Origin of the sequence: Sphaerotilus natans (assembly GCF_900156335.1) — a bacterium.
GTDB lineage: Bacteria > Pseudomonadota > Gammaproteobacteria > Burkholderiales > Burkholderiaceae_C > Sphaerotilus > Sphaerotilus natans.
Genome location: NZ_FTMZ01000007.1, coordinates 169,586 through 191,159, shown reverse-complemented (window position 1 = coordinate 191,159; position 21,574 = coordinate 169,586). Strand labels below are relative to the sequence as shown.

The following is a 21,574-nucleotide window of genomic DNA, read 5'->3' as shown; positions in this document are numbered from 1 at the left end:
GGCCGCGCGCTGGGCTCGAGCGAGAAGTTCGACGAGGTGCTGACGCCGCTGGCGGACAAGCTGGGCGCGGCGCTGGGCGCCAGCCGTGCGGCGGTCGATGCGGGCTACGCGCCGAACGACTGGCAGGTCGGCCAGACCGGCAAGATCGTGGCGCCGCAGCTGTATGTGGCCTGCGGCATCTCGGGTGCGATCCAGCACCTGGCGGGGATGAAGGATTCGAAGGTGATCGTCGCGATCAACAAGGATCCCGAGGCCCCGATCTTCCAGGTGGCCGACTACGGTCTGGAAGCCGATCTGTTCGCGGCCGTGCCTGAGTTGGTCAAGACCCTCTGATCCTTCAGGATCGCCCGGCAGACGACATGCCGACCTCCCCGAAAAGGGCGCCCCACTGGCTGAGGCGCCTTTTTTTCGGCCCGACGCCCGATTTTTGCCCCTGAAACCACCCCAAAGGACCCCGAAATGACCTACCGAGCCCCCGTCAAGGATTTCCTGTTCGGCCTGAAGGAACTGGCCGGTCTGGACCAGCTCACGCAGATCGACGCCTTCGCCGAGGCCGGTCTGGACACCGCGCAGGCGGTGCTGGAGGAGTGCGCGAAGTTCAACGAAGGCGTCGTCGCGCCGCTGAACTGGGAGGGTGACAAGAACCCCTCGAGCTGGAAGGATGGCGTCGTCACCACCACGCCGGGCTTCAAGGAGGCCTTCAAGCAGTACGGTGAAGGCGGCTGGCAGGGCCTGCAGCATCCGGTCGAGTTCGGCGGCCAGGGGCTGCCCAAGGCGATCGGCGCGGCCTGCGGCGAGATCCTCAACAGCGCCAACCTGAGCTTCGCGCTGTGCCCGCTGCTGACCGATGGCGCGATCGAGGCGCTGCTGACCGCTGGCTCCGAGGCGCAGAAGGCGCTGTACCTGCCGCCGATGAACGAAGGCCGCTGGACCGGCACGATGAACCTGACCGAGCCGCAGGCCGGCTCCGACCTGGCGGCGGTGCGCACCAAGGCCGAGCCGCAGCCCGACGGCAGCTACAAGATCTTCGGCACGAAGATCTTCATCACCTACGGCGAGCACGACATGGCCGAGAACATCGTCCACCTCGTGCTGGCGCGCGTCGCCGGCGCGCCGGAGGGCGTCAAGGGCATCAGCCTGTTCATCGTCCCGAAGTTCATGGTCGGCGCCGACGGCTCGCTGGGCGAGCGCAACGACGTGCACTGTGTCTCGATCGAGCACAAGATGGGCATCAAGGCCAGCCCGACCGCGGTGCTGCAGTTCGGCGACCACGGCGGCGCGGTCGGCTACCTGGTCGGCCAGGAGAACCGCGGGCTGGAATACATGTTCATCATGATGAACTCGGCGCGCTTCGCGGTTGGCGTGCAGGGCATCGCGGTGGCCGAGCGGGCCTACCAGAAGGCGGTGCAGTACGCACGCGACCGCGTGCAGTCGCGCCCGGTCGACGGCTCGGTGGCGGGGGCGGCCAGCATCATCCACCACCCGGACGTGCGCCGCATGCTGATGACGATGCGCGCCTACACCGAAGGCTGCCGCGCGCTGGCCCTGGTCGCCGGCGCCGCCTATGACGCTGCGCACCACCATCCGGATCCGGAAACCCGCAAGGCCAACCAGACCTTCTACGAGTTCATGGTGCCGCTGGTCAAGGGCTATTCGACCGAGATGAGCCTGGAGGTCACCAGCCTGGGCGTGCAGGTCCACGGCGGCATGGGCTTCATCGAGGAGACCGGGGCGGCGCAGTACTACCGCGACGCCAAGATCCTGACGATCTACGAAGGCACGACCGCGATCCAATCGAACGATCTCGTCGGTCGCAAGACCGCCCGCGACGGCGGCCAGACCGCCCGGGCGCTGGCCGGCCAGATCGCGCAGACCGAGGAGCTGCTGGCCGCGCGTGACGATGCCGCCGCGCAGTCCTTCGCGAAGAACCTGAAGGCGGCCCGCCTGGCCTTCCTGGAGGCGGTGGACTTCATCGCCGGCAGCGCCAAGGCCAGCCCGAACTCAGCCTATGCCGGCTCGGTGCCCTACCTGATGCTGGCCGGCAACCTGATGGCCGGCTGGCAGATGGGCCGCGCGCTGCTGGCAGCGCAGGACAGCCTGAACGAGGGCGAGGACGTCGACTTCATGAAGTCCAAGATCGTCACCGCGCGCTTCTACGCCGAGCACATCCTGGTCAAGGTGCCGGGCCTGCGCGACGCGATCGTCGGCGGTGCGGACTCGGTGTGCGACATGGCGCTGGACGCGTTCTGACGGCGTTCCGATTCCTGCCGCCTGAGCGACAGGACGGGGCGCCGGGCCGCGGCACACTGCGGGGGACTCTGTTCCCCGCACTCCCGCACCTTCAGGAGACCGTCCGTGCCGCTGCCCCCCGTCCTTGCCCGGCTGCCGCTGCCCATCATCGGCTCGCCGCTGTTCATCATCAGCAATCCGAAGCTGGTGATCGCCCAGTGCCAGGCCGGCGTCGTCGGCTCGATGCCGGCGCTCAACGCCCGCCCGGCCTCCCAGCTCGACGACTGGCTGGCCGAGATCACCGAGACGCTGGCTGCCTACGACGCCGCGCACCCGGACGCCCCGTCCGCGCCCTTCGCGATCAACCAGATCGTGCACAAGAGCAACGACCGGCTTGAGCAGGACATGGCGCTGTGTGCCAAGTACAAGGTGCCGATCGTCATCACCAGCCTGGGCGCACGCACCGACGTGAATGACGCGGTGCACGGCTGGGGCGGCGTGGTGATGCACGACATCATCAACAACGCCTTTGCCCGCAAGGCGATCGAGAAGGGCGCCGACGGCCTGATCGCGGTCGCTGCCGGAGCCGGGGGGCACGCCGGCACCAAGAGCCCGTTTGCGCTGATCCAGGAGATCCGCCAGTGGTTCGACGGCCCGCTGGCGCTGTCGGGCTCGATCGCCTCGGGCGGCGCGGTGCTGGCGGCGCAGGCGATGGGTGCGGACTTCGCCTACATCGGCTCGGCCTTCATCGCCACCGACGAGGCGCGGGCCAGCGAGGCCTACAAGCAGTGCGTCGTCGATTCGAACAGCGACGACATCGTCTACTCGAGCCTGTTCACTGGCGTGCACGGCAACTACCTGAAGCCGTCGATCCGCGCCGCCGGCCTGGACCCGGACCACCTGCCCGAAAGCGACCCGTCGGCGATGAACTTCGGCGGCGACGCGAAGAAGGCGTGGAAGGACATCTGGGGCTGCGGCCAGGGCATCGGCGCGATCGACGCGGTGGTGCCGGCGGCCGAGCGTGTCGCCCGGCTGCGCCGCGAGTACGAGGCCGCACGGGCGCGGCTGTGTGGCCTGGGCCGCTGAGGCGCAACGACAGGATCAGCCCGGCGCGGCGCCGGGCGTGCGCAGCGGCCGATGGCTGGCGCTGTGGATCCATTCCGCGACCCGACCCAGCGGCAGCACGTCGTCGACGCCACCGAGCTTGAGCGCCTCGGCGGGCATGCCGTAGACGATGCTGGTGGCCTCGTCCTGCGCTGCAGTCCAGGCGCCGGCGCGGTGCATTTCCAGCAGGCCGCGTGCGCCGTCGTTGCCCATGCCGGTCAGGATGATGCCCAGCGCGTTGCGCCCGGCGTTCTGCGCCACCGACTTGAACAGAATGTCCACCGAAGGCCGGTGATGGTTGATCAGCGGCCCGTCCTTGACCTCGACGACATACTGCGCGCCGCTGCGCAGCAGCCGCATGTGGCGCCCGCCCGGCGCGATCAGCAGCCGGCCGTTGATGACGCGGTCGCCGTCCTTGGCCTCCATCACCTCCAGGTCGTACTGGCTGTCGAGCCGCGCCGCCAGCGAGGCGGTGAACTTCTCGGGCATGTGCTGGACCATGACGATGCCGGGCGTGGTGGTGCGGCCCAGGCCGCGCAGCACCACCTCGATCGACTGCACGCCGCCGGTGGACAGGCCGATCGCCACCACCCGGTCGGTGGTGCGGCTCATGGCCTGCTGCACCGCTGGCGGGCGGATCACCGGCGCGCTGCCGGGTGCCGGTCGCTGGCTGCGCAGGCTGGCGGCGGCGGCGACATTGGCGCGCGCGGCGGCCTTGACCGCTGCGACCAGGCCGTTGCCGTCGTCGGTCAGGAACTCGCGCAGGCCCTCCTTGGGCTTGGTGACGAAGCCGACCGCGCCGGCGTCCAGCGCCGCCATCGTCGTCTCGCAGCCCTTCTCGGTCAGCGTCGAGCACATCACCACCGGGGTGGGGCGCTCGTTCATCAGCTGGCGCAGGAAGGTGAGGCCGTCCATGCGCGGCATCTCGACGTCGAGCACGATGACGTCCGGCCAGTCGGCCGTCATCTTCGGCATCGCGAACAGCGGATCGCCGGCGGTGCCGATGACCTCGATGCCGCCGGCGGTGAGCTTCTCGGCCATGAAGCGGCGTACCACCGCCGAGTCGTCGATCAGGAAGGCTCGTACTGGCCGGGTGCCCGCTGCAGGGATGGGGCGGCGCGGCAGTTCAGGCATGGGTGTAGACCGCCGGGGCCAGGCTGGTGACGGGCAGGCCGAGGTTGGCGATCGACTCCGCGTGGCCGGTGAACAGCAGGCCGCCCGGCTTGAGCTTGGGCAGCACCCGGCGCACGATCTCGGCCTTGGCTGGAGGCTCGAAGTAGATCAGCACGTTGCGCAGGAAGATGATGTCGAACATGCCGATCTCCGGCAGCTGGCGCATCAGGTTGGCGTTCTCGAAGCTGACGTTCTGGCGCAGCTCCGGCGAGATCATCAGCTTGCCGGCGTTGTCGCCCTGGCCCTTCAGGCACCAGCGCTTCAGGTCGGCCTGGGCGGTCTGGCGGGCACGCTCCATCGGGTAGACCGCACGGCGCGCGGTGTCGACCATCGCGGTCGACAGGTCGGTGCCGACGATCTTCCAGCCGCGGGTGCCGTAGTGGTTGCCCAGCACCATCGCGATGCTGTAGGCCTCCTCGCCGGAGGAGCTGGCCGCGCTCCAGACGCGGAACTCGCCTGCCGAGGCCGGGCGCTTCTCGATGACGCTCTTCATGCGCTCGAAATGCTGCGGCTCGCGGAAGAAGTAGGTCTCGTTGGTGGTCAGCTTGTCGACCAGGCGGACCATTTCCTCGGTGTCGTTGTCGCGCATGAGCTGCTCGACATACTGGTCGACCGAGCTCAGGCCGCGGGCCTGCGCGAGCTTCTGCAGCCGGCCGGCCACCAGCGCGCGCTTGGCATCGGTCAGCTGGATGCCCGAGACCTTGTGGAACATCGAGGTGACGGCTTCGAAGGATTTCTGGGACAGCATGGGGGCTCCGTGAGGCGGATGTCAGAAAGCGCTGAAGCCGGCTTCCTCGGCAAGATGGCGCACGGCGAGTTCTTCTCGGCCGGCAGCGCTCTGAGTCGTGCGACGAGCCGTGTTGGGCGGTATGGGCATGCTGCCGGCTTTGCGCGCGCCTGGTGCCGGATGGGCGCCGAGCGGTTTCTGCTTCGTGTCCAGATGGAAGAACGACAGCCGGCTTTCCAGGGCATTGGCCTGGTCGGACAGCTCCTCCGCCGTGGCCGACAGCTGCTCCGAGGCCGTCGCGCTCTGTTGGGTCGAATTGTTGAGCTGGTTCATCGCGATCGAGATCTGCCGCACGCCATGGGACTGCTCGTTCGAAGCCGCGGCAATGCGCTGCACCAGTTGGCTGGTCTGCGAGATGCTCGGCACCATGAGCTGCAGAACGCTGCCTGCCTTCTCGGCGAGCGTGACGCTGGATCCAGCGAGCTGGCCGATTTCCTGCGCGGCGACCTGACTGCGCTCGGCGAGCTTGCGCACTTCGGCGGCCACCACGGCAAAGCCCTTGCCATGCTCGCCAGCCCGTGCGGCCTCGATCGCTGCATTGAGTGCCAGAAGATTGGTCTGGTAGGCGATGTCGTCGATGATCGAGACACGGGTGGCGATCGACTGCATCGCCTCGACCGTCCGCGCCACCGCCTCGTTGCCAGCGATGGCTTCGCTCGCTGCCCGGGTCGCCAGCGTGTCGGTCAGGGCCGCGTGTTCCGAGTTGTCCTTGATCGAGCCTGACATCTCCTGCAGCGAGGCGGTCGTCTCCTCGACGCTGGCGGCTTGACCCGAGGCCGCATGCGACAGCATCTGCGAGGTGGCTGCCACCTGGTGCGAGGCACTGGAGACGGCCTGCGAGGCCGAGCTGACCTCGGCCAGCGTGGCCGAGATCTTGTCGGCCATGCCGTTGAGCGTCTGGCGCAGTTCGTCGAACACGCCCTCGCAGTGCCCCTCGACGCGTCGGTCAAGATGCCCCTGTCCCATCTGGCCGAGCACGTCGCGCACTTCCAGCACAGGGCGCGCCATCGCATCGAAGGATCCGTTGATGCCTTCGACGATGAGCCGGTAGTCGCCGCTGTGGCGTGTGCTGTCCGCCCGGGTGTCGAGTCGCCCCTTGCGCGCTGCATCGAGAAGCAGACCCACATCGCCGATCAGCGCACGCAGATTGTCCTGGACCGCGGCAAAAGCCGTGCCGATGCGCGCCAGCTCGTCATGTCCTGCGAGCTCCAGCGTGTTGTCCAGTTCGCCTCGGGCTGCGGCCTCGGCATGGGCAATCAGCTGCTTGGAGCGGACGCGCACCGAGTGCGCCACGCCAAGCGCGAGCCAAGTGGCCAGCAGTACGCCGGCCAGGCTGAGTCCGCCTAGCACCCTGCGGTCCTGCTCGATCCGTTCCAGGCGCTGTTTCAGCAGATCATCGAGACGATGAATGGCGTGGTTGTGGAAGACGTCGATCGTCTCCAGCGTCTGGTCGATCGTCCGTGCCGCTTCGCGTGAATCCGTCTGCGGTGCGGTCTGACTCTCCTGGGCGCGTGCCACCAGGCGTCGGGTGGCGGCATCCGCTTCGCGCCAGCCGTCGGGCTCACGCTCTCCGGTGCGCTTGAGTGCGTCCAGGCGCTGCTCGATCAGCCCCCGGGTGTCCTCGATGCGTTGCAGCGCGACGGCCTGGCGAAGTGCACGCTCGGATGATGCCGCCGCGGCTGCAGCAGGTTCGAGCGCGGCCAGTTGGGCCACTGCTTCGCAGTACGCTGGCACATGGGCGAATGCCAGGTCCATCAGCATGAAGCTCGGGCCCTCCGGATCAAGAAGCAGCCCGCTCTTCTCCGCGGCCAGCGCGATCAGTCGGTGGATGTCCCGGATATGCTGTTCGGATCGCCGCCAGATGTCGCCTGACGTGCCGGCATGGGTCACCGGCTGGCGCAGCAGACTCTCTTTGAGTTCATTCCACGCATCCGTGATGGCCAGTCCTGACTCGCGCGCGGTCGCATCGATCTGCTCGATCTGGCGCCGAAGCGCGGTGCTGGTGTCCGCATCGGTCTGGTTGACCAAAGCCAGAACGCGCTGGTGCTGCACAAGCCCGGCCAGATCGGCCAGTTCGTGGGCGACCGGGATGCCGCTGCGTTCGGCTGCCGTGCTGTCGCGCTGCTGTGTCAGCTGCAGAGACATGTGAACCAGCAGGGCGCTGATCGGGATCAGCAGCATCAGCGCGATGATCCCTATGCGCATGGCCAGTCCGAATCGACCAAGCAGCCGGTCCACCGGGCGCAGCAGCAGGTCCGACATCGGCATGGCGTGGCGGGCCGGCTGCTCTGCTGGCCGAGGCGAGGGGGATGGGGAATGGCTCATGCTGACGGATGCGCGGTGCGTGAGGTGTGGATCGGAGAGGTCGCCAGATGGCGCGGCTGCCGGATCTGCAGTCGCTCCAGGGAGGGCACATCCAGGATCAGCGCGACTTCGCCGCTGCCCAGGATGGTCGAGCCGGCAATGCCCTCCAGATGCTGGAAGATGCTGCCCAGCGGCTTGATGACGGTCTGGTACTCGCCCAGCAGCCGGTCGACCAGCAGGCCGATGCGGCTGTCGGTGCTGTGCACCACGATCAGGCTCTGACGCGTCGGGCGCGGGCCGTCATGGCCGAAGCTGCGCCGCAGGTCGATGTAGGGCACCACCTCGCCGCGCAGGTCGAAGCAGCCGCAGGCGCCGTGCTCGCCCAGCATGAAGCCCGGCGGCGTCTCGATGCACTCGGCGACGCTCTCCAGCGGCAGCACATAGCTCACGCCGGCGACCTGGGTCAGGAAGCCGTCGATGATGGCCAGCGTCAGTGGCAGGCGGATCTGCATCGTCGCACCGCGCCCGGGCGTGCTGGCGACCTTGATCTGGCCGCGCAGCGACTCGACGTTGCGCTTGACCACGTCCATGCCGACGCCCCGGCCCGACAGGTTGGTCACCTGCGCTGCCGTCGAGAAGCCCGGCTCGAAGATCAGCCGGTAGACCTGCTCGTCGTCGAGCACGCTGTCGGGCGAGACCAGCTCGCGCTCGACCGCCTTGGCCAGGATGCGGTCGCGGTTCAGGCCGCGGCCGTCGTCGCTGACCTCGATGATCACGTTGCCGGACTCGTGATAGGCGTGCAGCGCCAGCGTGCCCTGGCCGGGCTTGCCGGCAGCCTCGCGGTCCTCGGCGGTCTCCAGGCCGTGGTCGAGGCTGTTGCGCACCAGGTGCATCAGCGGATCGGCGATGGTCTCGACCATCGACTTGTCCAGCTCGGTGTCGCCGCCGGTGATCTGCAGCGCCACGTCCTTGCCCAGCTCCTTGCTGACGTCGCGCACGACGCGCTGGAAGCGGCTGAAGGTCTCGCCGATCGGCACCATGCGCAGGCCCAGCGCGCCGTCGCGCGCCTCCTGAACCAGATCGTGGATGCGCTGCGCCGCCTCGCCGAAGCGAGTCGAGCGTTCCTGCTGTGCGGCGACCTGCGCGCCGGAGCTGGCGATGACCAGCTCGCCGATCAGGTCGATCAGGTGGTCGAGCTTGTCGGCGCGCACGCGGATGAAGCGGCTTTCCTCGCCGCCGGCGCGACGGTCGCGTGCGCCGCCGCGGCGTTCCTCGGCGCGTGGGGGGGCCGCCGCCGGGCGGGGCGCCACGCTGGTGGCCGCTGGCTCGGGGCTGTCGGCGGTCGTGGGCGGGGCGCTGTCTGCAGGCTCGGGGGCTTCGAGCAGCCGGGCCATGCCCAGCGCCTGCCAGTGCGCCAGCAGCGCCTCGCGCGCCGGCTCGTCGGCAGCGCGCTGCGCCAGCAGCCGCTGGTAGTCCGCCGCGCTGGCGTCCGGCGCCAGCACCTCCAGCTCGCAGTCGTCCTGCAGGAACTCGAACACGTCGACGATGGTCTGCCGATCGGCCGGGCTGCGCAGGCGGATCTCGAAGCCCAGGCAGCAGCCTTCCGGATCGAGCAGCAGCAGCTCCGGCACCGCCTCGGCCAGCGTACGGATGCCCTCGACCTCGCCCAGCGTGTCGAGGTAGCGGATGAAGGACATCGGGTCGAGGCCGTTGCGCAGCGCATCCACGCCCAGGCGCAGCGACAGGTGCCAGACGCCATCGCCCTCGCCATTGCTGGCCGGAATGTCCTCGGGCGCGGCCGTCGCCGAAGCCGGTGCGGCCGGGCCTGCGGACTCGCCGCGCAGCTGGCGCAGCTGCTCGCCCAGGCGCTGGCTGATGGCCTCCAGCTCGGCGTCGCCCTCGGTGCCGTCGCGCACCGCATGCACCAGCCGCTCCATCTGGTCGCGGCCCTGCAGCAGCAGGGCCATGCCGGGCTCGGTCACCGCCAGCAGGCCGTCGCGCATGCGGTCGAGCACGCTCTCGACCTCGTGGGTGAAGCCGACCACCGCCTGGAAGCCGAACAGCCCGGCGCCGCCCTTGATGGTGTGCGCGGCGCGAAAGGCGCTGTTGACCGCCTCGGCATCGCCAGGGTCCTGCTCCATCGCCAGCAGGCCCTGCTCGAACTGGCGCAGATTGTCCTGGGCTTCCTCGAGAAAGCCTTCGCGGGCGGCCGCGATGATGTCGTCGTCGTCTCCGGGGAAATGCTTGCTCATCGCGGTGTCCGTCTGGATGGTCTGGGTGATCCGGGGAGGGGCAGCGCTCAGAAGAACTCGACGCCGGCCTGGCGGTCGACCGAGGCCACGCCGTGATGCACCGAGCGCATCTCCTCCATCGTGTAGCTCTGCTCGAGGCGTTCGAGCCAACGTGCCGGGTTGTCGGCCTCGGGGTCGTTCTCGCCGCCGATCCAGCGTGTCAGCCGCTCGATGTCCTCGCTGATCGAGCCGAGCATCTGGGTGAAGCGGTCATGTGACTGCAGGCCCATCAGGATCTGGTCGATGTCGCCCTGCACTTGGCGGCCAGTGTCGTGCAGCTCGCGCGAGGCGCGGCCGACCTCGCCCAGGCTGCCCAGCAGCGCGCGCACGATCTGGCGCGCGCGCTCCTCGGCCTGCAGCGCCAGCTCCTCGTCATCGATCGATTCGGCACGGGCGCGCGAGCGCAGGTCGCTGACCGATTCCTGCAGCCGGCCGACATGCGCGGCGATGCTGGCACCCACCTGGCGCGACTGTCCGGCGAGCTGGCGCACCTCGTGCGCGACCACCGCGAAGCCGGTGCCGCGCTCGCCGGCGCGGGTGGCCTCGACCGAGGCGTTGAGCGCAAGCATCTGGGTCGAGCGTGCGATCGACTGCACCTCGCGTGCAAGCCGGCCGAGCTCGCCCACCGGCGCGGCCAGGGCCTCCAGCGTCGCCAGCGTGTCGTCGCGCAGCCGCAGCGCTGCACGGCTGCTCTGAAGCAGCGCATCGATCTCGGGCTTGTGCTGCTCGAGCAGTCGGTCGCTGGTGCCCGGATCCAGCCGGGTCACGCCCGCGCTGGCGCCCAGCGTGGTGTCGAGCTGCTGGCTGATGCTGGCGAAGCGCTCGACCAGGTCGTTGCTGCTCTGCTCGGACTGTGTTCGGGCGGCCTCGATGCTGCGTTTCCAGACTGGCAGCACCTGGCGCGGCAGCAGGATGGGCACCGACTGCGGACCGCTGTCGACCGCCATGGACAGCGGCGGGCTGGCTGAGCCGCCGGTCAGGCCGCTGCCCGTGCGCATGGCCAGCAGTGCAGCCGCCACAGCCAGCGCGGCGCAGGTGGCCGCCGGCCAAGGCGAGAGTGCTGCACCTGCGCTGCCCGCTGCGACGAGCAGAGCGGCTGCAGCCGCCCGGCGCAGGGCGGTGCTGCGGGCGGCGGGCGCGACGGGGGCGCTGATCGTCGAGGTCTCGGACATCCCTGTTCCATGGAAGTGCTCGGGGCCGCGGGCCGAGGGCGCAGCACGGCTTGTCGCAGCGCAGTGTCCGCATTCGCAGCGTCCGCGACGGCCGGATAAGCCCCGGCGCCCCGGTGCTGTTCCTTCCGTTCGCGCCAGATGCCGCGGGCACAGTGCCGTACGACGGGGACACCCGGGTGCGACGGGCGCTTCAGCCTCGCACGGTCCAGGCCGATAGCGCGGCAGCCCGGCCCCGTGCCCGTGCCCGACGAGGAACGACATGACCACCGCCGCAGAATCTCCCGCCCGAGTCGAGAAGGCCGCCGCCGGCCGCGTCAGCGCACTTGCCGAGCGTGTCGCGCGCGCGCGTCGCTGGCTGGCCGAGCAGCCTGCCGGCCTGTGGGGCCCAGGCATCCGTCTGCTGCGCAACCTGAGCCTGGCGCGCAAGACCGTGCTGGTGGGCGCGCTGCTGCTGCTGCCTGGCGCGATGCTGATGCAGGATGCGGTGCAGCTCTGGCGCGGTCATCTGGCCGATGTGCGCCGTGCCGTCGAGGGGCAGGCGCGCTACCAGGCGGTGGTCGATCTGAACCTGCTGATCGGCCGGCTGGCCCGCGAGACCTTCTGGCGCGAGCAGTCGATGCCTCATGGCGATCTGACCGCGCTGCGTCGTCAGGAGGCCGAGGCCTTCGCCCGCCTGCAGCAGCAGCTCGACCGGCTGCCCGATGCCGCGCCGGACCAGGTCAGCGCGCTGTCGGCTGCTCGCAAGCGTCTGCTGGCACGCCATGAGCTGATGCTGGCTCGGCTCGACAGCGCGGACCCGGCCTCGCGCTGGCAGGCCTTGTTCGACTGCGTGGCCGAACTCGAGGTGCTGCGCGGAGTGCTGGTCACCGACTGGTCCCATGCGGTCGACACCGATGTCGGCAGCAAGATGCTGCGCACCGGCCTGGTCGATCCGCAGTTCCAGATGCTGATGCAGATGCAGCGTCTGGCTGGAAAGGGCCTGTTGCAGATGAACGCCGCCACCGAGGCGCGCCAGCACGAGATGCTGCTGCTGCAGGGGCGGGTGGAGATGCTGTCGGACCAGGCTCGGCCGGCCGTGTCCCAGGCCCTGCTGATGCAGCTGCTGGATGTGGATGCGGTGCAGCGTGATCTGGGCGCGATCCGCGATCTGCTGGCCATGACCTTGCGGCTGACCGGACAGGATCGGCCCGCGGTGGATGTCGCGGCCTATACCCGGCTGGCTGTGACTGCCATCGAGGCCAGCGCCCGGCTGCAGCACATGGCGCTGGAGCGCATTGGCACGCGCATGAAAGAGCGGGAGGCGGTGCTGGTCGATCGGCTCGGCCTGCGGCTGGCGCTGCTGGGCCTGCTGGCGCTGGTGGGCCTCTATCTGCTGGTTTGCCTGTACCGGGTGATGTCGGGCGGGCTGGGCACGCTGTGCCGTCATCTCGACCGCATCGGCCAAGGGGATCTGAGCGCGCGTCCGCGCGGCTGGGGTCGCGACGAGATCGGCCATGCGCTCAACACGCTGGGTCGGGCGACTGCCAGCATCTCGGCGCTGTTCGAGGCGGTGCAGCATGGCGTGGCCGCGGTGACCCATGCCTCGCGCGAGGTGGCGGTCGGCAACACCGGCCTGTCGGGGCGCACCGGCGAGGTGCGCGATGCGTTGTCCAAGGTGGTCGAGCGGGCTCAGCGCTTCTCGGGCGCGATGGATGCGTGTGCGCATCAGGTCGACGAGGCGGCCGAGCATGTGCGCACGATGCGCACCGAGGCCCAGCGCAGCCGCAAGGCGATGGACGGCCTGCGCGAGAGCATGCAGTCCCTGCAGGTCAAGAGCCGCGAGATCGTCCACATCGTCGGGCTGGTGGAGGCGGTGGCCTTCCAGACCAAGCTGCTGTCGCTCAATGCCTCGGTCGAGGCGGCGCGGGCCGGCAGCGCCAGCCGCGGCTTCTCGGTGGTGGCGCAGGAGGTGCGCGCGCTGGCGCAGCGCAGCGAGGATGCGGCGGCCAAGATCCGCGCCATCGTCGATGTGTCGGCCGCCGAGATCGAGCAGGGCAGCGTGATGACCGATCGCGCCAGCCGGGCGGTGGGCCGCACCGGCGACGAGATCCAGGCGATCGACCGGATCATGGGCAGCCTGGTGCAGGTCACGCTCGACAGCCGCGAGCAGTCGCAGCAGGTGCTCGACATCGTGCATCAGGTGGATGCCTCGGTGCAGGGCAATGTCGCGCTGGTGGCGCAGCTCTCGGAGGCCTCGGGGGGCTTGCGCCACCAGGGCGATGCGCTCAAGCGCTCGGTCGGGCATTTCGTGGTGCGCTGAGCGCCGACACGAAGAACGGACAGGAAGGCACGATGGAACGGACCCGAAGCAGCCGGCTGATGCAGCCCGGCATGCGCCTGATGCGCCGGCTGCCGCTGCCGCGCAAGATGATGCTGATGGCGCTGCTGCTGCTGCCGCCGATGTTGCTGATGCTGGGGCTGTCGCTGAACGACGGTCTGAGGACGCTGGCGGCCGCCGAGCGGGCCCGCGCCGGTGCCGCGCTGGCCCGTGACCTGGGGGACATGGCGGTGCTGGTGCAGCTGCACCGCACCCTGAGCCTGCAGGTCGCCGGCACCCAGTCGGCGGAAATGACCAGCGCGCGCGACGGCGTGCGGCGTCAGCTCACCCGGGCGCTCGAGCACATCGAGACACGCCGGGCCGAGATGCCGGCGGCGCTGCGGCTCGAGGATGTCTGGCCGGCCGAGCGCGAGCGCCTGCAGGCGCTGGCCCAGGGGCGCCTGCCGGAGAAGCGCTCCGAGATGCTGGCCGAGCACGGTGTCCGTGCGGCACGCCTGAACCAGCTGGCCTGGCTGAGCGGCGAGCGCGCCGGTGTGCTCTTCGATGCCGATCCGGCCGCCACGCTGCTGGCCGATCTTTCGGTCGAGCGCCTGCCGCCCTGGCTGGAGACGACGGCGCTGGCCGGCTCGCGCGGCATCGAGCTGCTGCAGCGCGACGTGATGCCGCGCGAGGCCGCGATGATGCTGGCGCTGGCGGATGATCTGGAGGGTGCTGCCGGCACGATGTTGCCGCGGCTGCAGGCGCTCGAGCGGGCCGGTGCTGGCGTGCTGCCGGGCGCACCGGCCGCACGCGAACGGCTGCAGCACCTGGCCGGCCGGATTCGCGAGATCTTCGACCGCGAGGCGATCGAGGCCGAGGTGCTGCCCTTTCAGCGCGAGACCGCCGAGGTGCTGCAGCTGCTCGGGCAACTCGAGCAGGAGAGCTGGGGCCGGCTGGACGAGCGGCTCGTGCAGCGTGCCCAGGCCCAGCGTGTGCATCTGGCCGGCCTGCTGGCGCTGAATCTGGCCGGCGTGCTGCTGACCCTCTATCTGGCGATCTGCTTCTACCGCGGCTTCGTGGAGGCGCTCGGCGAGGTGAGCGCGGCGGTCGGTGCGGTGGCGGCCGGCGATCTGACCCGGGCGGTCCGCATCGAGGGCAACGACGAAATGGCCGGCGTGGGGCGGGCGCTGGAGGCGATGAGCGCACGGCTGTCGGCGCTGGTGGGCGAGATCCGCAGCAGCGCGGTGCGCATCGACCAGGCGGGCGGCCAGGTGTCCGGCGGCGGCGACATGCTGCGCCAGCGCACCGAGGAGCAGTCGGCCGAGCTGCACCGCACCGTCGGCAGCGTGCAGCAGCTCGACAGCCTGGTCGGCGCCAGCAGCCGGGCGGCTGACGCGCTGCAGCATCTGGCCGCCGGGCTGCATGGTGATGCCTCCACCGGCAGCGAGGCGATGCAGGCCGCCATCGGCGCGATGTCCGCGCTGCAGGACAGCGTGCGCCGGGTGGCCGAGATCAACGCGGTGATCGACGACATCGCCTTCCAGACCAACATGCTGGCGCTCAACGCCTCGATCGAGGCCTCTCGGGCTGGCGAGGCGGGTCGTGGCTTCTCGGTGGTGGCCGGCGAGATCCGCCAGCTGGCCGGGCGCTGCAGCCAGGCGGCGGCCGAGGTGCATGCGCTGATCGAGGCCACCGCGCTGCAGGCGGGGCAGTCACGCGGCGCCATCGACGAGGCCGGCCAGCGCATCGAGGCGCTGTCGAGCGGCATCGACCAGATCTCTGCCCGGCTGCTGACGCTGGCCGAGGGCAGCGCCAGCCAGCGCGATTCGCTGGCGGGCGTGGCGGCCACCATCGAGAGCCTGGACGCGCTGACCCGTGACAACGCCGAGATCGCGGTGCAGTCGAGCCGCTCGGCCGGCGTGCTGTCGACCCAGGCCACGGTGCTGCGCCGCTCGGTGGCCACCATCCGGCTGCGCGACGCCACGGTCGAGGAGGCGCGCGAACTGGCCGAGCAGGCGGTGGCCCGCATCGACGAGCTCGGGCTGGAGCCCGCGATCGGCGAGTTCAACCTGCCCGACGGTCCCTGGTCGCAGCGCGGCATGTTCGTCTTCGTCGTCGACGGCGATGACCGCTTCGCCGCCCATGCGGCTCGGCCGGAGCTGGCCGGGCAGCGGGTCGACGAGACGCCGTCGATGAGCGCCGATGCGGCCGATGCGCTGATCCGTGCCGGCCGCGAGGCGGCACGCCAGGGGCGCGGCTGGATCGACTATCTCGGGCTGGATCCGGTCAGCGGCGGCTCGATCCGCAAGAGCGCCTATGTGATCGCGCTGCGTGACGAGGAGCTCTTCCTGGGCTGCGGCGTCAGCCGCGAGGGCGTGGATGCCTTCGGTGCCCAGGAGCCGGCCCGGGCGCCGACGCCGGAGGTCGAGATCGCCTGAGTCTGGTCGGAGGGCGTGACGTGAGTGGTGTGAGAATCAGGGCTGACGCTGCTCGCCCCGATCATGAACACCATCGTCATCAGTTACCGCCGACAGGACAGCCGCGATGCCGCCCGGATGCTGCTGGAGCGGCTGCTGCACTACTTTCCCGGGCGGGTGGTGCTGGGCCTGGAGGGGCTGCTGCCCGGCGAGAACCTGCGCCTGAAGGCCGAGCAGCAGATGCAGGACTGCCAGCTGCTGCTGGTGTTGATCGGTCCGGACTGGTCGCACCTCGCCGATGACCGTGGCCGGCCGCGCCTGCAGGACCGGCGTGACTGGGTCCGGCTGGAGATCTCTGCCGGACTGCAGCGCGGGGTGCCGATCCTGCCGGTGCTGCTGGGGCCGACGCCGATGCCCGATGAGCACGATCTGCCGCAGGAACTGCACAGCCTGCTCGATCTGCAGCCGCAGCGCCTGGACGACGGGGCGGGTCGGTCCGCGGCGCTGGCAGGCCTGGTGGCGGCCATCCGCCATCAGCTCGGCGAGGCCGACGAGCTGATGGCGCTGGTCACCGCGCCCGCACCCATGTCTGCACCGATGCCTGAACCGATCGCGGTGGCCAGCAGTGCCGAGGTGCTGCCGCTGCGGCGCAGCGATGGCAGTCGGGTCACGCCCGTGCCGCCGCAGCTGCCACCGAGGAGGCCTGCCGAGCCCCTCGACCACGGAGGCTGGCCGGCCTGGGCGCTGGCCTGCGGACGCGACGAGATCGGCGCCTGGGCCGAGATCGGCGTGGACGGGGTGCGCCAGCGCCTGCGCCGCATCGAGCCGGGCATGTTCCTGATGGGCGCCGGGCCGGGCACGCCTGAGCGCTTCGACGACGAGCTGCCGCGCCACCCGGTCACGTTGCCCCGCGCCTTCTGGCTGGCCGACACGGCCTGCAGCCGGGCGCTGTGGTCGGCGCTGCTTGGCGATGATCCGGCGCTGCACCGCGCACGGCCGGATCTGCCGGTCGACTCGGTCAGCTGGAACGACATCCAGGCCCTGTTCCTGCCGGCGCTGGCGCACGAGATCGGCCACGGCGCGCGGGTGCGCTTGCCCACCGAGGCCGAATGGGAATACGCCTGCCGAGCTGGCCAGCGGGGCAGCTTCCACTTCGGCGAGGTGGCGTCCGCGGCATGGATGCATGTCGGCGGCGAGGCCGACGGGCCGCTGCCGGTGCAGGCGCTGCCGCCCAGCGCCTGGGGCCTGCACCAGATGCACGGCAATGTCTGGGAGTGGTGCCAGGACGCCAAGCGGGGCTATGACAGCGAGCCGGCGCTCGATCCGCAGGGCGATCCGGCTGACATGAACCGCGTGCTGCGAGGCGGCTCCTGGGCCGGGCCGGCGCGTTGGGCGCGCTCGTCCTGCCGCTTCGAGGCGCCGCGCAGCCAGCGCTTGGACGACGCGGGCTTCCGCTTCCTGATCGAGGTCTGAGCTCGATCGGCCTGGGTCAGAGCGGCTCGGCCGCCTCGACCATCATCTGCACCCGCGACTGGCCCTGCCAGGTGTCGAGCGCGAGCCGGTAGGCCAGCCGCACCCGCTCGGGCACCGGCTCGGCGTGGTGGAACCAGACCGCGTCGCGCAGCTGGCCGGCGTGGCGCACCGACAGCTTCAGGTGCTTGTCGCCGCCGATCAGGCGCTGCTTGACCACCTCGACCTCGTCGACGAAGACCGGCGCGTCGAAGGCCTGGCCCCAGACCTGCGCCTCCAGCAGCGAGACGGTGGCGGCGTCGAACCAGCGCAGCTCCAGCGGCCCGTCGGTGGCCAGGCGCCGCTGCAGCGTGGCCTCGTCGAGCTCCGCACCGGCGATGTCCTGCAGCGCGCGCGCGAAGGCGTCGAAGTCCTCGGGCGCGATCGTGCAGCCCGCGGCCATCGCGTGGCCGCCGAAGCGGCGCAGCAGCGTCGGGTGCAGCTTGCTCACCCGGTCGAGCGCGTCGCGCAGGTGGAAGCCGGGAATCGAGCGGCCCGAGCCCTTGAGCAGGCCGTCGCCGCCCAGCGCGAAGACGAAGGTCGGCCGGTGCAGCCGCTCCTTCAGCCGCCCGGCGACGATGCCCACCACGCCCTCGTGGAAGGCCTCGTCGTGCAGCACGATCGCCGGCGGCGGCGTGCCGGCGGGCATCAGCGACTCCAGCAGCAGCGCCGCCTGCTCGCGCATGCCGGCCTCGACATCGCGGCGCTCGCGGTTGATCGCGTCGAGCGTGCGCGCGAGTTCCGCCGCCTGCGCCGGGTCGTCGCACAGCAGGCAGGCGATGCCGATCGACATGTCCGACAGCCGCCCGGCCGCGTTCAGGCGCGGGCCCAGTGCGAAGCCGAAGTCGGTCGAGCCGGCGCGCTGCGGATCGCGTCCGGCCGCGGCGAACAGCGCCGCCACCCCGGGCTGCATCCGCCCGGCGCGGATGCGCCTCAAGCCCTGCGAGACCAGCCGGCGGTTGTTGGCATCGAGCTTCACCACGTCGGCGACCGTGCCCAGCGCGACCAGGTCGAGCAGCGCGTCCAGCCGCGGCTGGCTGGACGCGTCGAAGCGGCCGCGCCGGCGCAGCTCGGCGCGCAGCGCCAGCAGCACGTAGAACATCACGCCCACACCGGCGATGGCCTTGCTCTCGAAGGCGCAGCCCGGCTGGCTTGGGTCGACGATGACGTCGGCAGCGGGCAGGTCGACATGGCCTTCGGCGTTCACCGCCGGCAGGTGGTGGTCGGTCACCAGCACCTTCATGCCCAGCGTGTGCGCGTGGTCGATGCCGGCGTGGCCGGCGATGCCGTTGTCGACGGTGACCAGCAGCGCCGGGTCGAAGACGCGCGCCAGATCGACGATTGGCGGTGTCAGGCCGTAGCCGTGCACCGCGCGGTCGGGCACGACGTGGTGCAGCGTGCCGGGGCGCGCGCCCAGCATCGCCAGGCCGCGCAGCGCCACCGCGCAGGCGGTCGCGCCGTCGCAGTCGTAGTCGTAGTCGGCGACGACGACGATGGGCTGGCCGGCATCGATCGTGTCGGCCAGCAGCGTCGCGGCCTCCCGCGTGCCCTTCATCGTGTCGGGCGGCAGCAGCCGGGTCAGGCCGTCGTCGAGCTCGTCGGCGTGGCGAATGCCCCGGGCGGCGAACAGCCGCGCCAGCAGCGGGTGCACGCCGGCCTGTTCAAGCGTCCAGGCGGCGCGGGGCGGAACATCGCGAAGTTCGAGTTGCGGGGTCATGGGATCAGAGCGTGGCGAGCAGGGCGCAGGCATCGGCCGGGCGCGGCGCGCCCCTCAGCCGGGAGAGCCAGCCGCGCGGCTTCAGGTCGAAGTGGCGGGCCTGGCGCTCGCCGCAGAGGGTGAGCCGGACGGGCTCGCCGGCCTCGGCGCGGGCGCGCAGCGCCGCCACCGGGCCGGCGTCGAGCGCCTGCCAGGCGGCGACCCAGCCAGCCCAGTCGCCGGCCAGCAGCGGCGCGCGCAGCCGCTCGTCCACCTGCACGCCCGACTCGGCCAGCGGCCGGCGCGGCTGCGCGACGCCACAGCCGTCGAGCCAGAAGGAGTTGACGACCAGCCGGCGCGAGGCGTCGCGCGCGTCGTTGACCGGATGGTCGTGCCAGATCATCTGGGCCTCGACCTGCATCCGGCGCAGCCGGCGCGCCTCGGGCGCATCGCTCATCCACAGGTCGAGGTTGCGGCCGATCGCGCGGTCCAGCGACGCGCAGGCCAGCCCGCCCAGCGCCTCGTGGCGCACATGCCAGCGCAGCGGCGCGCCCCACAGCAGCGTCCAGCCCTCGGCGTCGAAGGAGGGTTTCACCGCCTCGAACAGCGCGCGCGACTCGGCCTCGGTCAGCTCGAGCGCGGCCGGATCGACCAGCGTCACCGAATCGCTGCCCACATGCCAGTGCACCGGCGTCAGCCGCCCCCAGGGCGCGCCCGAGGTGTCGTGCTCGGCGCGCAGGCCGTCGTCGGCAGCGGCCGCCGCCGCCCAGGGCAGGCGGCCATCCTCGCCCGACCAGCCGTGCAGCACGGCCAGCGCGCGCTCGTGCGGCGCGCTCAGGCTGTACTCGTCGGCCTCGGGCGGCGCGGACGCATCCTCCTGAGGCTGCAGCCGCGCCAGCAGCGCGGCCAGGTTCGGCAGCTTCACCACCTTCAGCGCGGCGGCGCCGGCCTCGGAGGCGGCGCTGGCGTGGGGGATCAGGAGGTGCGGGGCAGGATCAACGTGCATCAGAGGCGTGGGGCGGGGTCGAGGAACGCCTCTGATTATCCGCATCCCGTCCGCCTGAGGAGTTCAGTACGGAGATGATCTGGCCATAGACCGTGCGCACGAAGCTGAGAAAGTGCGGGTTGTAGATGTCGCCATGGTTCTCGATGACGTCTTTTGTGGTGTGCACGATCCAGACTGGATTGCCAGCAGGAGACCAATTTTCTGGACGAGCTTTCAGCGTCAGACCGGTGCAAAAGTGCTCTTCTTGCCCATAGTGCCGAGCATCTGCCGCAGATCGTCCATCACGAATTTCCTGAACTCGTCGAGTGATCTGCGACTTTTCCGCTTGAAGCAATTCCGTGGAAGGTGTTTTGTCTTCATCTTCACTCATCTCTGTGCAAGATGGTGATGATTTTACGAGATCATGGGTCAAATATCGATCATCGTGCCCCGCAGTCAGAACCGTGGCCCGCCACTGGCTGCGTGTGGGCGTAGGCTGCAGCACCGTGCTCAGGATTCGTGCAGCAGGAAAGGCCACGCGTGTAGCCAGGTCGGCGTCGCTGGTGACGGAGATCAGCACCGGCAACTGGTCCGGTCTGTATTGAAGGTTGTGCCGACGAGTGGCTTGATGAAGCGCTTCGTGTCTGGCGCCTTCCAGTGCGGCGTTGACGACGATTACCAGATCGCCCTGCCTGGGCATGTAAGGCGAGAGATTGGCTACTCCGGGTGGACTCTGGTGCGAGGCTTGATTTTCTACCGCTGCGGAAGCGAGCCTCACCATGTTGGCTGACATGCTCTGAAGGACGATCAGGCCACCCATCGAGTGACCGAGAGTGAGCATGTGTACGCAGTTTCCTGTGGAGCGAGTCTTGTCTTTTGTGGCGAACTGAGTAGTTCCTGATGGCGTGCAGTCTTGGTTCGATAGCGTATCTCGCCACTGGTCCAGACGACTGAACAGTTCCCTGACTGATCCGGTGGCTACGCGTTCTGCCGTAGCCTTGCGATCCCAGAAGGTCAGCGCGGTATCGATCAGCGGCATGTCAATCGACTGTCCGCGCCATCCCACGTACAGCCCTACTATCTGTTTCCCTTCCGATGCCATTCGCTCCTGTCGCGCCAGTGAATGCAGCAGTTTTCTGAACTCGATGACATCCGCATCGTGGGCTGATGCGTCGTGTCTCCAGCCATGTACATACACGACCAAGGACAAGGCTTGACCTCCTGCTCGCTTCTGGATCTGGCGCAGCCTTTCCAGTGTCGATTCAAGACGGTCCACCGTCTCGCTGTTGGATCTGGCTGTCCAGCCTTGATCGTCGAACTCCGTGAATACGAGCTCGTAGCCAGCATCAGGATAGGACTCCACGGAGCGTTGCCAGCAAGCCGAGGCGCCAAGGTCTGGCGGTCTGCGCGAGTCTCCATTCGCATAGGGAGCGTAGACCGCGCGACACTCAGCCGAGGGCTCGCTGTAGTCTGCTTGACGGCGAGGAATCAGCGGAGTGCATCCTGACAGCAGCGTGCCGAGAAGTGCCACGCCCGCCAGCGTGCGAACAAGGGATTTCTTCATGCGGGCAGTGTCCGTGCCTGGTAGTACCGCCGCATCCTTCATTGTGC

The 21,574-nt window shown here is 70.0% G+C and carries 14 protein-coding genes; 6 read left to right on the top strand and 8 right to left on the bottom strand.

From position 1 onward, the window contains the following. From BW996_RS09095 to BW996_RS09085, 3 genes are all read left to right on the top strand, one after another. On the top strand, positions 1-333 hold a 333-nt coding region (locus BW996_RS09095), incomplete at its 5' end, for an electron transfer flavoprotein subunit alpha/FixB family protein (RefSeq protein WP_217694719.1). Between the two features lie 126 nt (positions 334-459). After that, positions 460-2,250 carry an acyl-CoA dehydrogenase gene (locus BW996_RS09090; protein WP_037479457.1) on the top strand — a complete coding sequence of 597 codons (1,791 nt, stop codon included), beginning with the start codon at positions 460-462 and terminating at the stop codon, positions 2,248-2,250. 105 nt (positions 2,251-2,355) lie between these two features. After that, positions 2,356-3,315 (top strand): NAD(P)H-dependent flavin oxidoreductase, encoded by a 960-nt coding sequence (locus BW996_RS09085; RefSeq protein WP_037479459.1) that lies wholly within the window; start codon positions 2,356-2,358, stop codon positions 3,313-3,315. A 15-nt stretch (positions 3,316-3,330) separates the two neighbouring features. Here the strand turns inward: BW996_RS09085 and BW996_RS09080 are convergent, their stop codons facing one another. Genes BW996_RS09080 through BW996_RS22125 form a run of 5 tightly spaced genes read right to left on the bottom strand, consistent with a single transcriptional unit; the run spans position 3,331 to position 11,060 of the window. Beyond that, the gene (locus BW996_RS09080) at positions 3,331-4,467 is read right to left on the bottom strand and encodes a protein-glutamate methylesterase/protein-glutamine glutaminase (RefSeq protein ID WP_051631672.1); all 1,137 of its coding nucleotides are present in this window, start codon (positions 4,465-4,467) and stop codon (positions 3,331-3,333) included. After that, a complete protein-coding gene (locus tag BW996_RS09075) occupies positions 4,460-5,254 on the bottom strand; it encodes a CheR family methyltransferase (RefSeq protein ID WP_037479461.1) in 795 nt (264 codons plus the stop codon). Before BW996_RS09075 ends, BW996_RS09080 begins: the two co-directional genes overlap by 8 nt. Positions 5,255-5,275: 21 nt before the next feature. Further along, positions 5,276-7,555, bottom strand: a complete 2,280-nt coding sequence (locus tag BW996_RS22460; protein ID WP_162177956.1) for a methyl-accepting chemotaxis protein — start codon at positions 7,553-7,555, stop codon at positions 5,276-5,278. Between the two features lie 59 nt (positions 7,556-7,614). Next, entirely contained in the window at positions 7,615-9,849 is a 2,235-nt protein-coding gene (locus BW996_RS09065) for a chemotaxis protein CheA (protein ID WP_076458847.1), read from the bottom strand. 47 nt (positions 9,850-9,896) lie between these two features. Next, positions 9,897-11,060: a methyl-accepting chemotaxis protein gene (locus tag BW996_RS22125; protein WP_037479464.1), complete on the bottom strand. Its 1,164-nt coding sequence runs from the start codon at positions 11,058-11,060 to the stop codon at positions 9,897-9,899. A gap of 259 nt (positions 11,061-11,319) precedes the next feature. Between BW996_RS22125 and BW996_RS22120 the strand changes: the two genes are divergently transcribed. The 3 genes from BW996_RS22120 to BW996_RS09045 all read left to right on the top strand — a co-directional run bounded on the left by BW996_RS22120 (position 11,320) and on the right by BW996_RS09045 (position 17,246). Beyond that, entirely contained in the window at positions 11,320-13,359 is a 2,040-nt protein-coding gene (locus tag BW996_RS22120) for a methyl-accepting chemotaxis protein (protein ID WP_037479467.1), read from the top strand. 32 nt (positions 13,360-13,391) lie between these two features. Further along, positions 13,392-15,794 (top strand): methyl-accepting chemotaxis protein, encoded by a 2,403-nt coding sequence (locus tag BW996_RS09050; RefSeq protein ID WP_081837997.1) that lies wholly within the window; start codon positions 13,392-13,394, stop codon positions 15,792-15,794. Positions 15,795-15,857: 63 nt separating this feature from the next. Then, the gene (locus BW996_RS09045; RefSeq protein WP_051631675.1) at positions 15,858-17,246 is read left to right on the top strand and encodes an SUMF1/EgtB/PvdO family nonheme iron enzyme; all 1,389 of its coding nucleotides are present in this window, start codon (positions 15,858-15,860) and stop codon (positions 17,244-17,246) included. Positions 17,247-17,262: 16 nt separating this feature from the next. On the opposite strand, the gene recJ is transcribed toward BW996_RS09045, so the two are convergent. The 3 genes from recJ to BW996_RS21270 are packed head-to-tail and all read right to left on the bottom strand — an operon-like array spanning position 17,263 to position 21,527. Next, a complete protein-coding gene (recJ, locus tag BW996_RS09040) occupies positions 17,263-18,999 on the bottom strand; it encodes a single-stranded-DNA-specific exonuclease RecJ (RefSeq protein ID WP_037479476.1) in 1,737 nt (578 codons plus the stop codon). A gap of 4 nt (positions 19,000-19,003) precedes the next feature. Further along, positions 19,004-19,984 carry a hypothetical protein gene (locus BW996_RS09035; protein ID WP_037479479.1) on the bottom strand — a complete coding sequence of 327 codons (981 nt, stop codon included), beginning with the start codon at positions 19,982-19,984 and terminating at the stop codon, positions 19,004-19,006. Next, positions 19,974-21,527, bottom strand: a complete 1,554-nt coding sequence (locus BW996_RS21270) for a hypothetical protein (protein ID WP_139330810.1) — start codon at positions 21,525-21,527, stop codon at positions 19,974-19,976. The genes BW996_RS09035 and BW996_RS21270 overlap by 11 nt, the downstream gene beginning before the upstream one ends. Between the last annotated feature and the right edge of the window lie 47 nt (positions 21,528-21,574).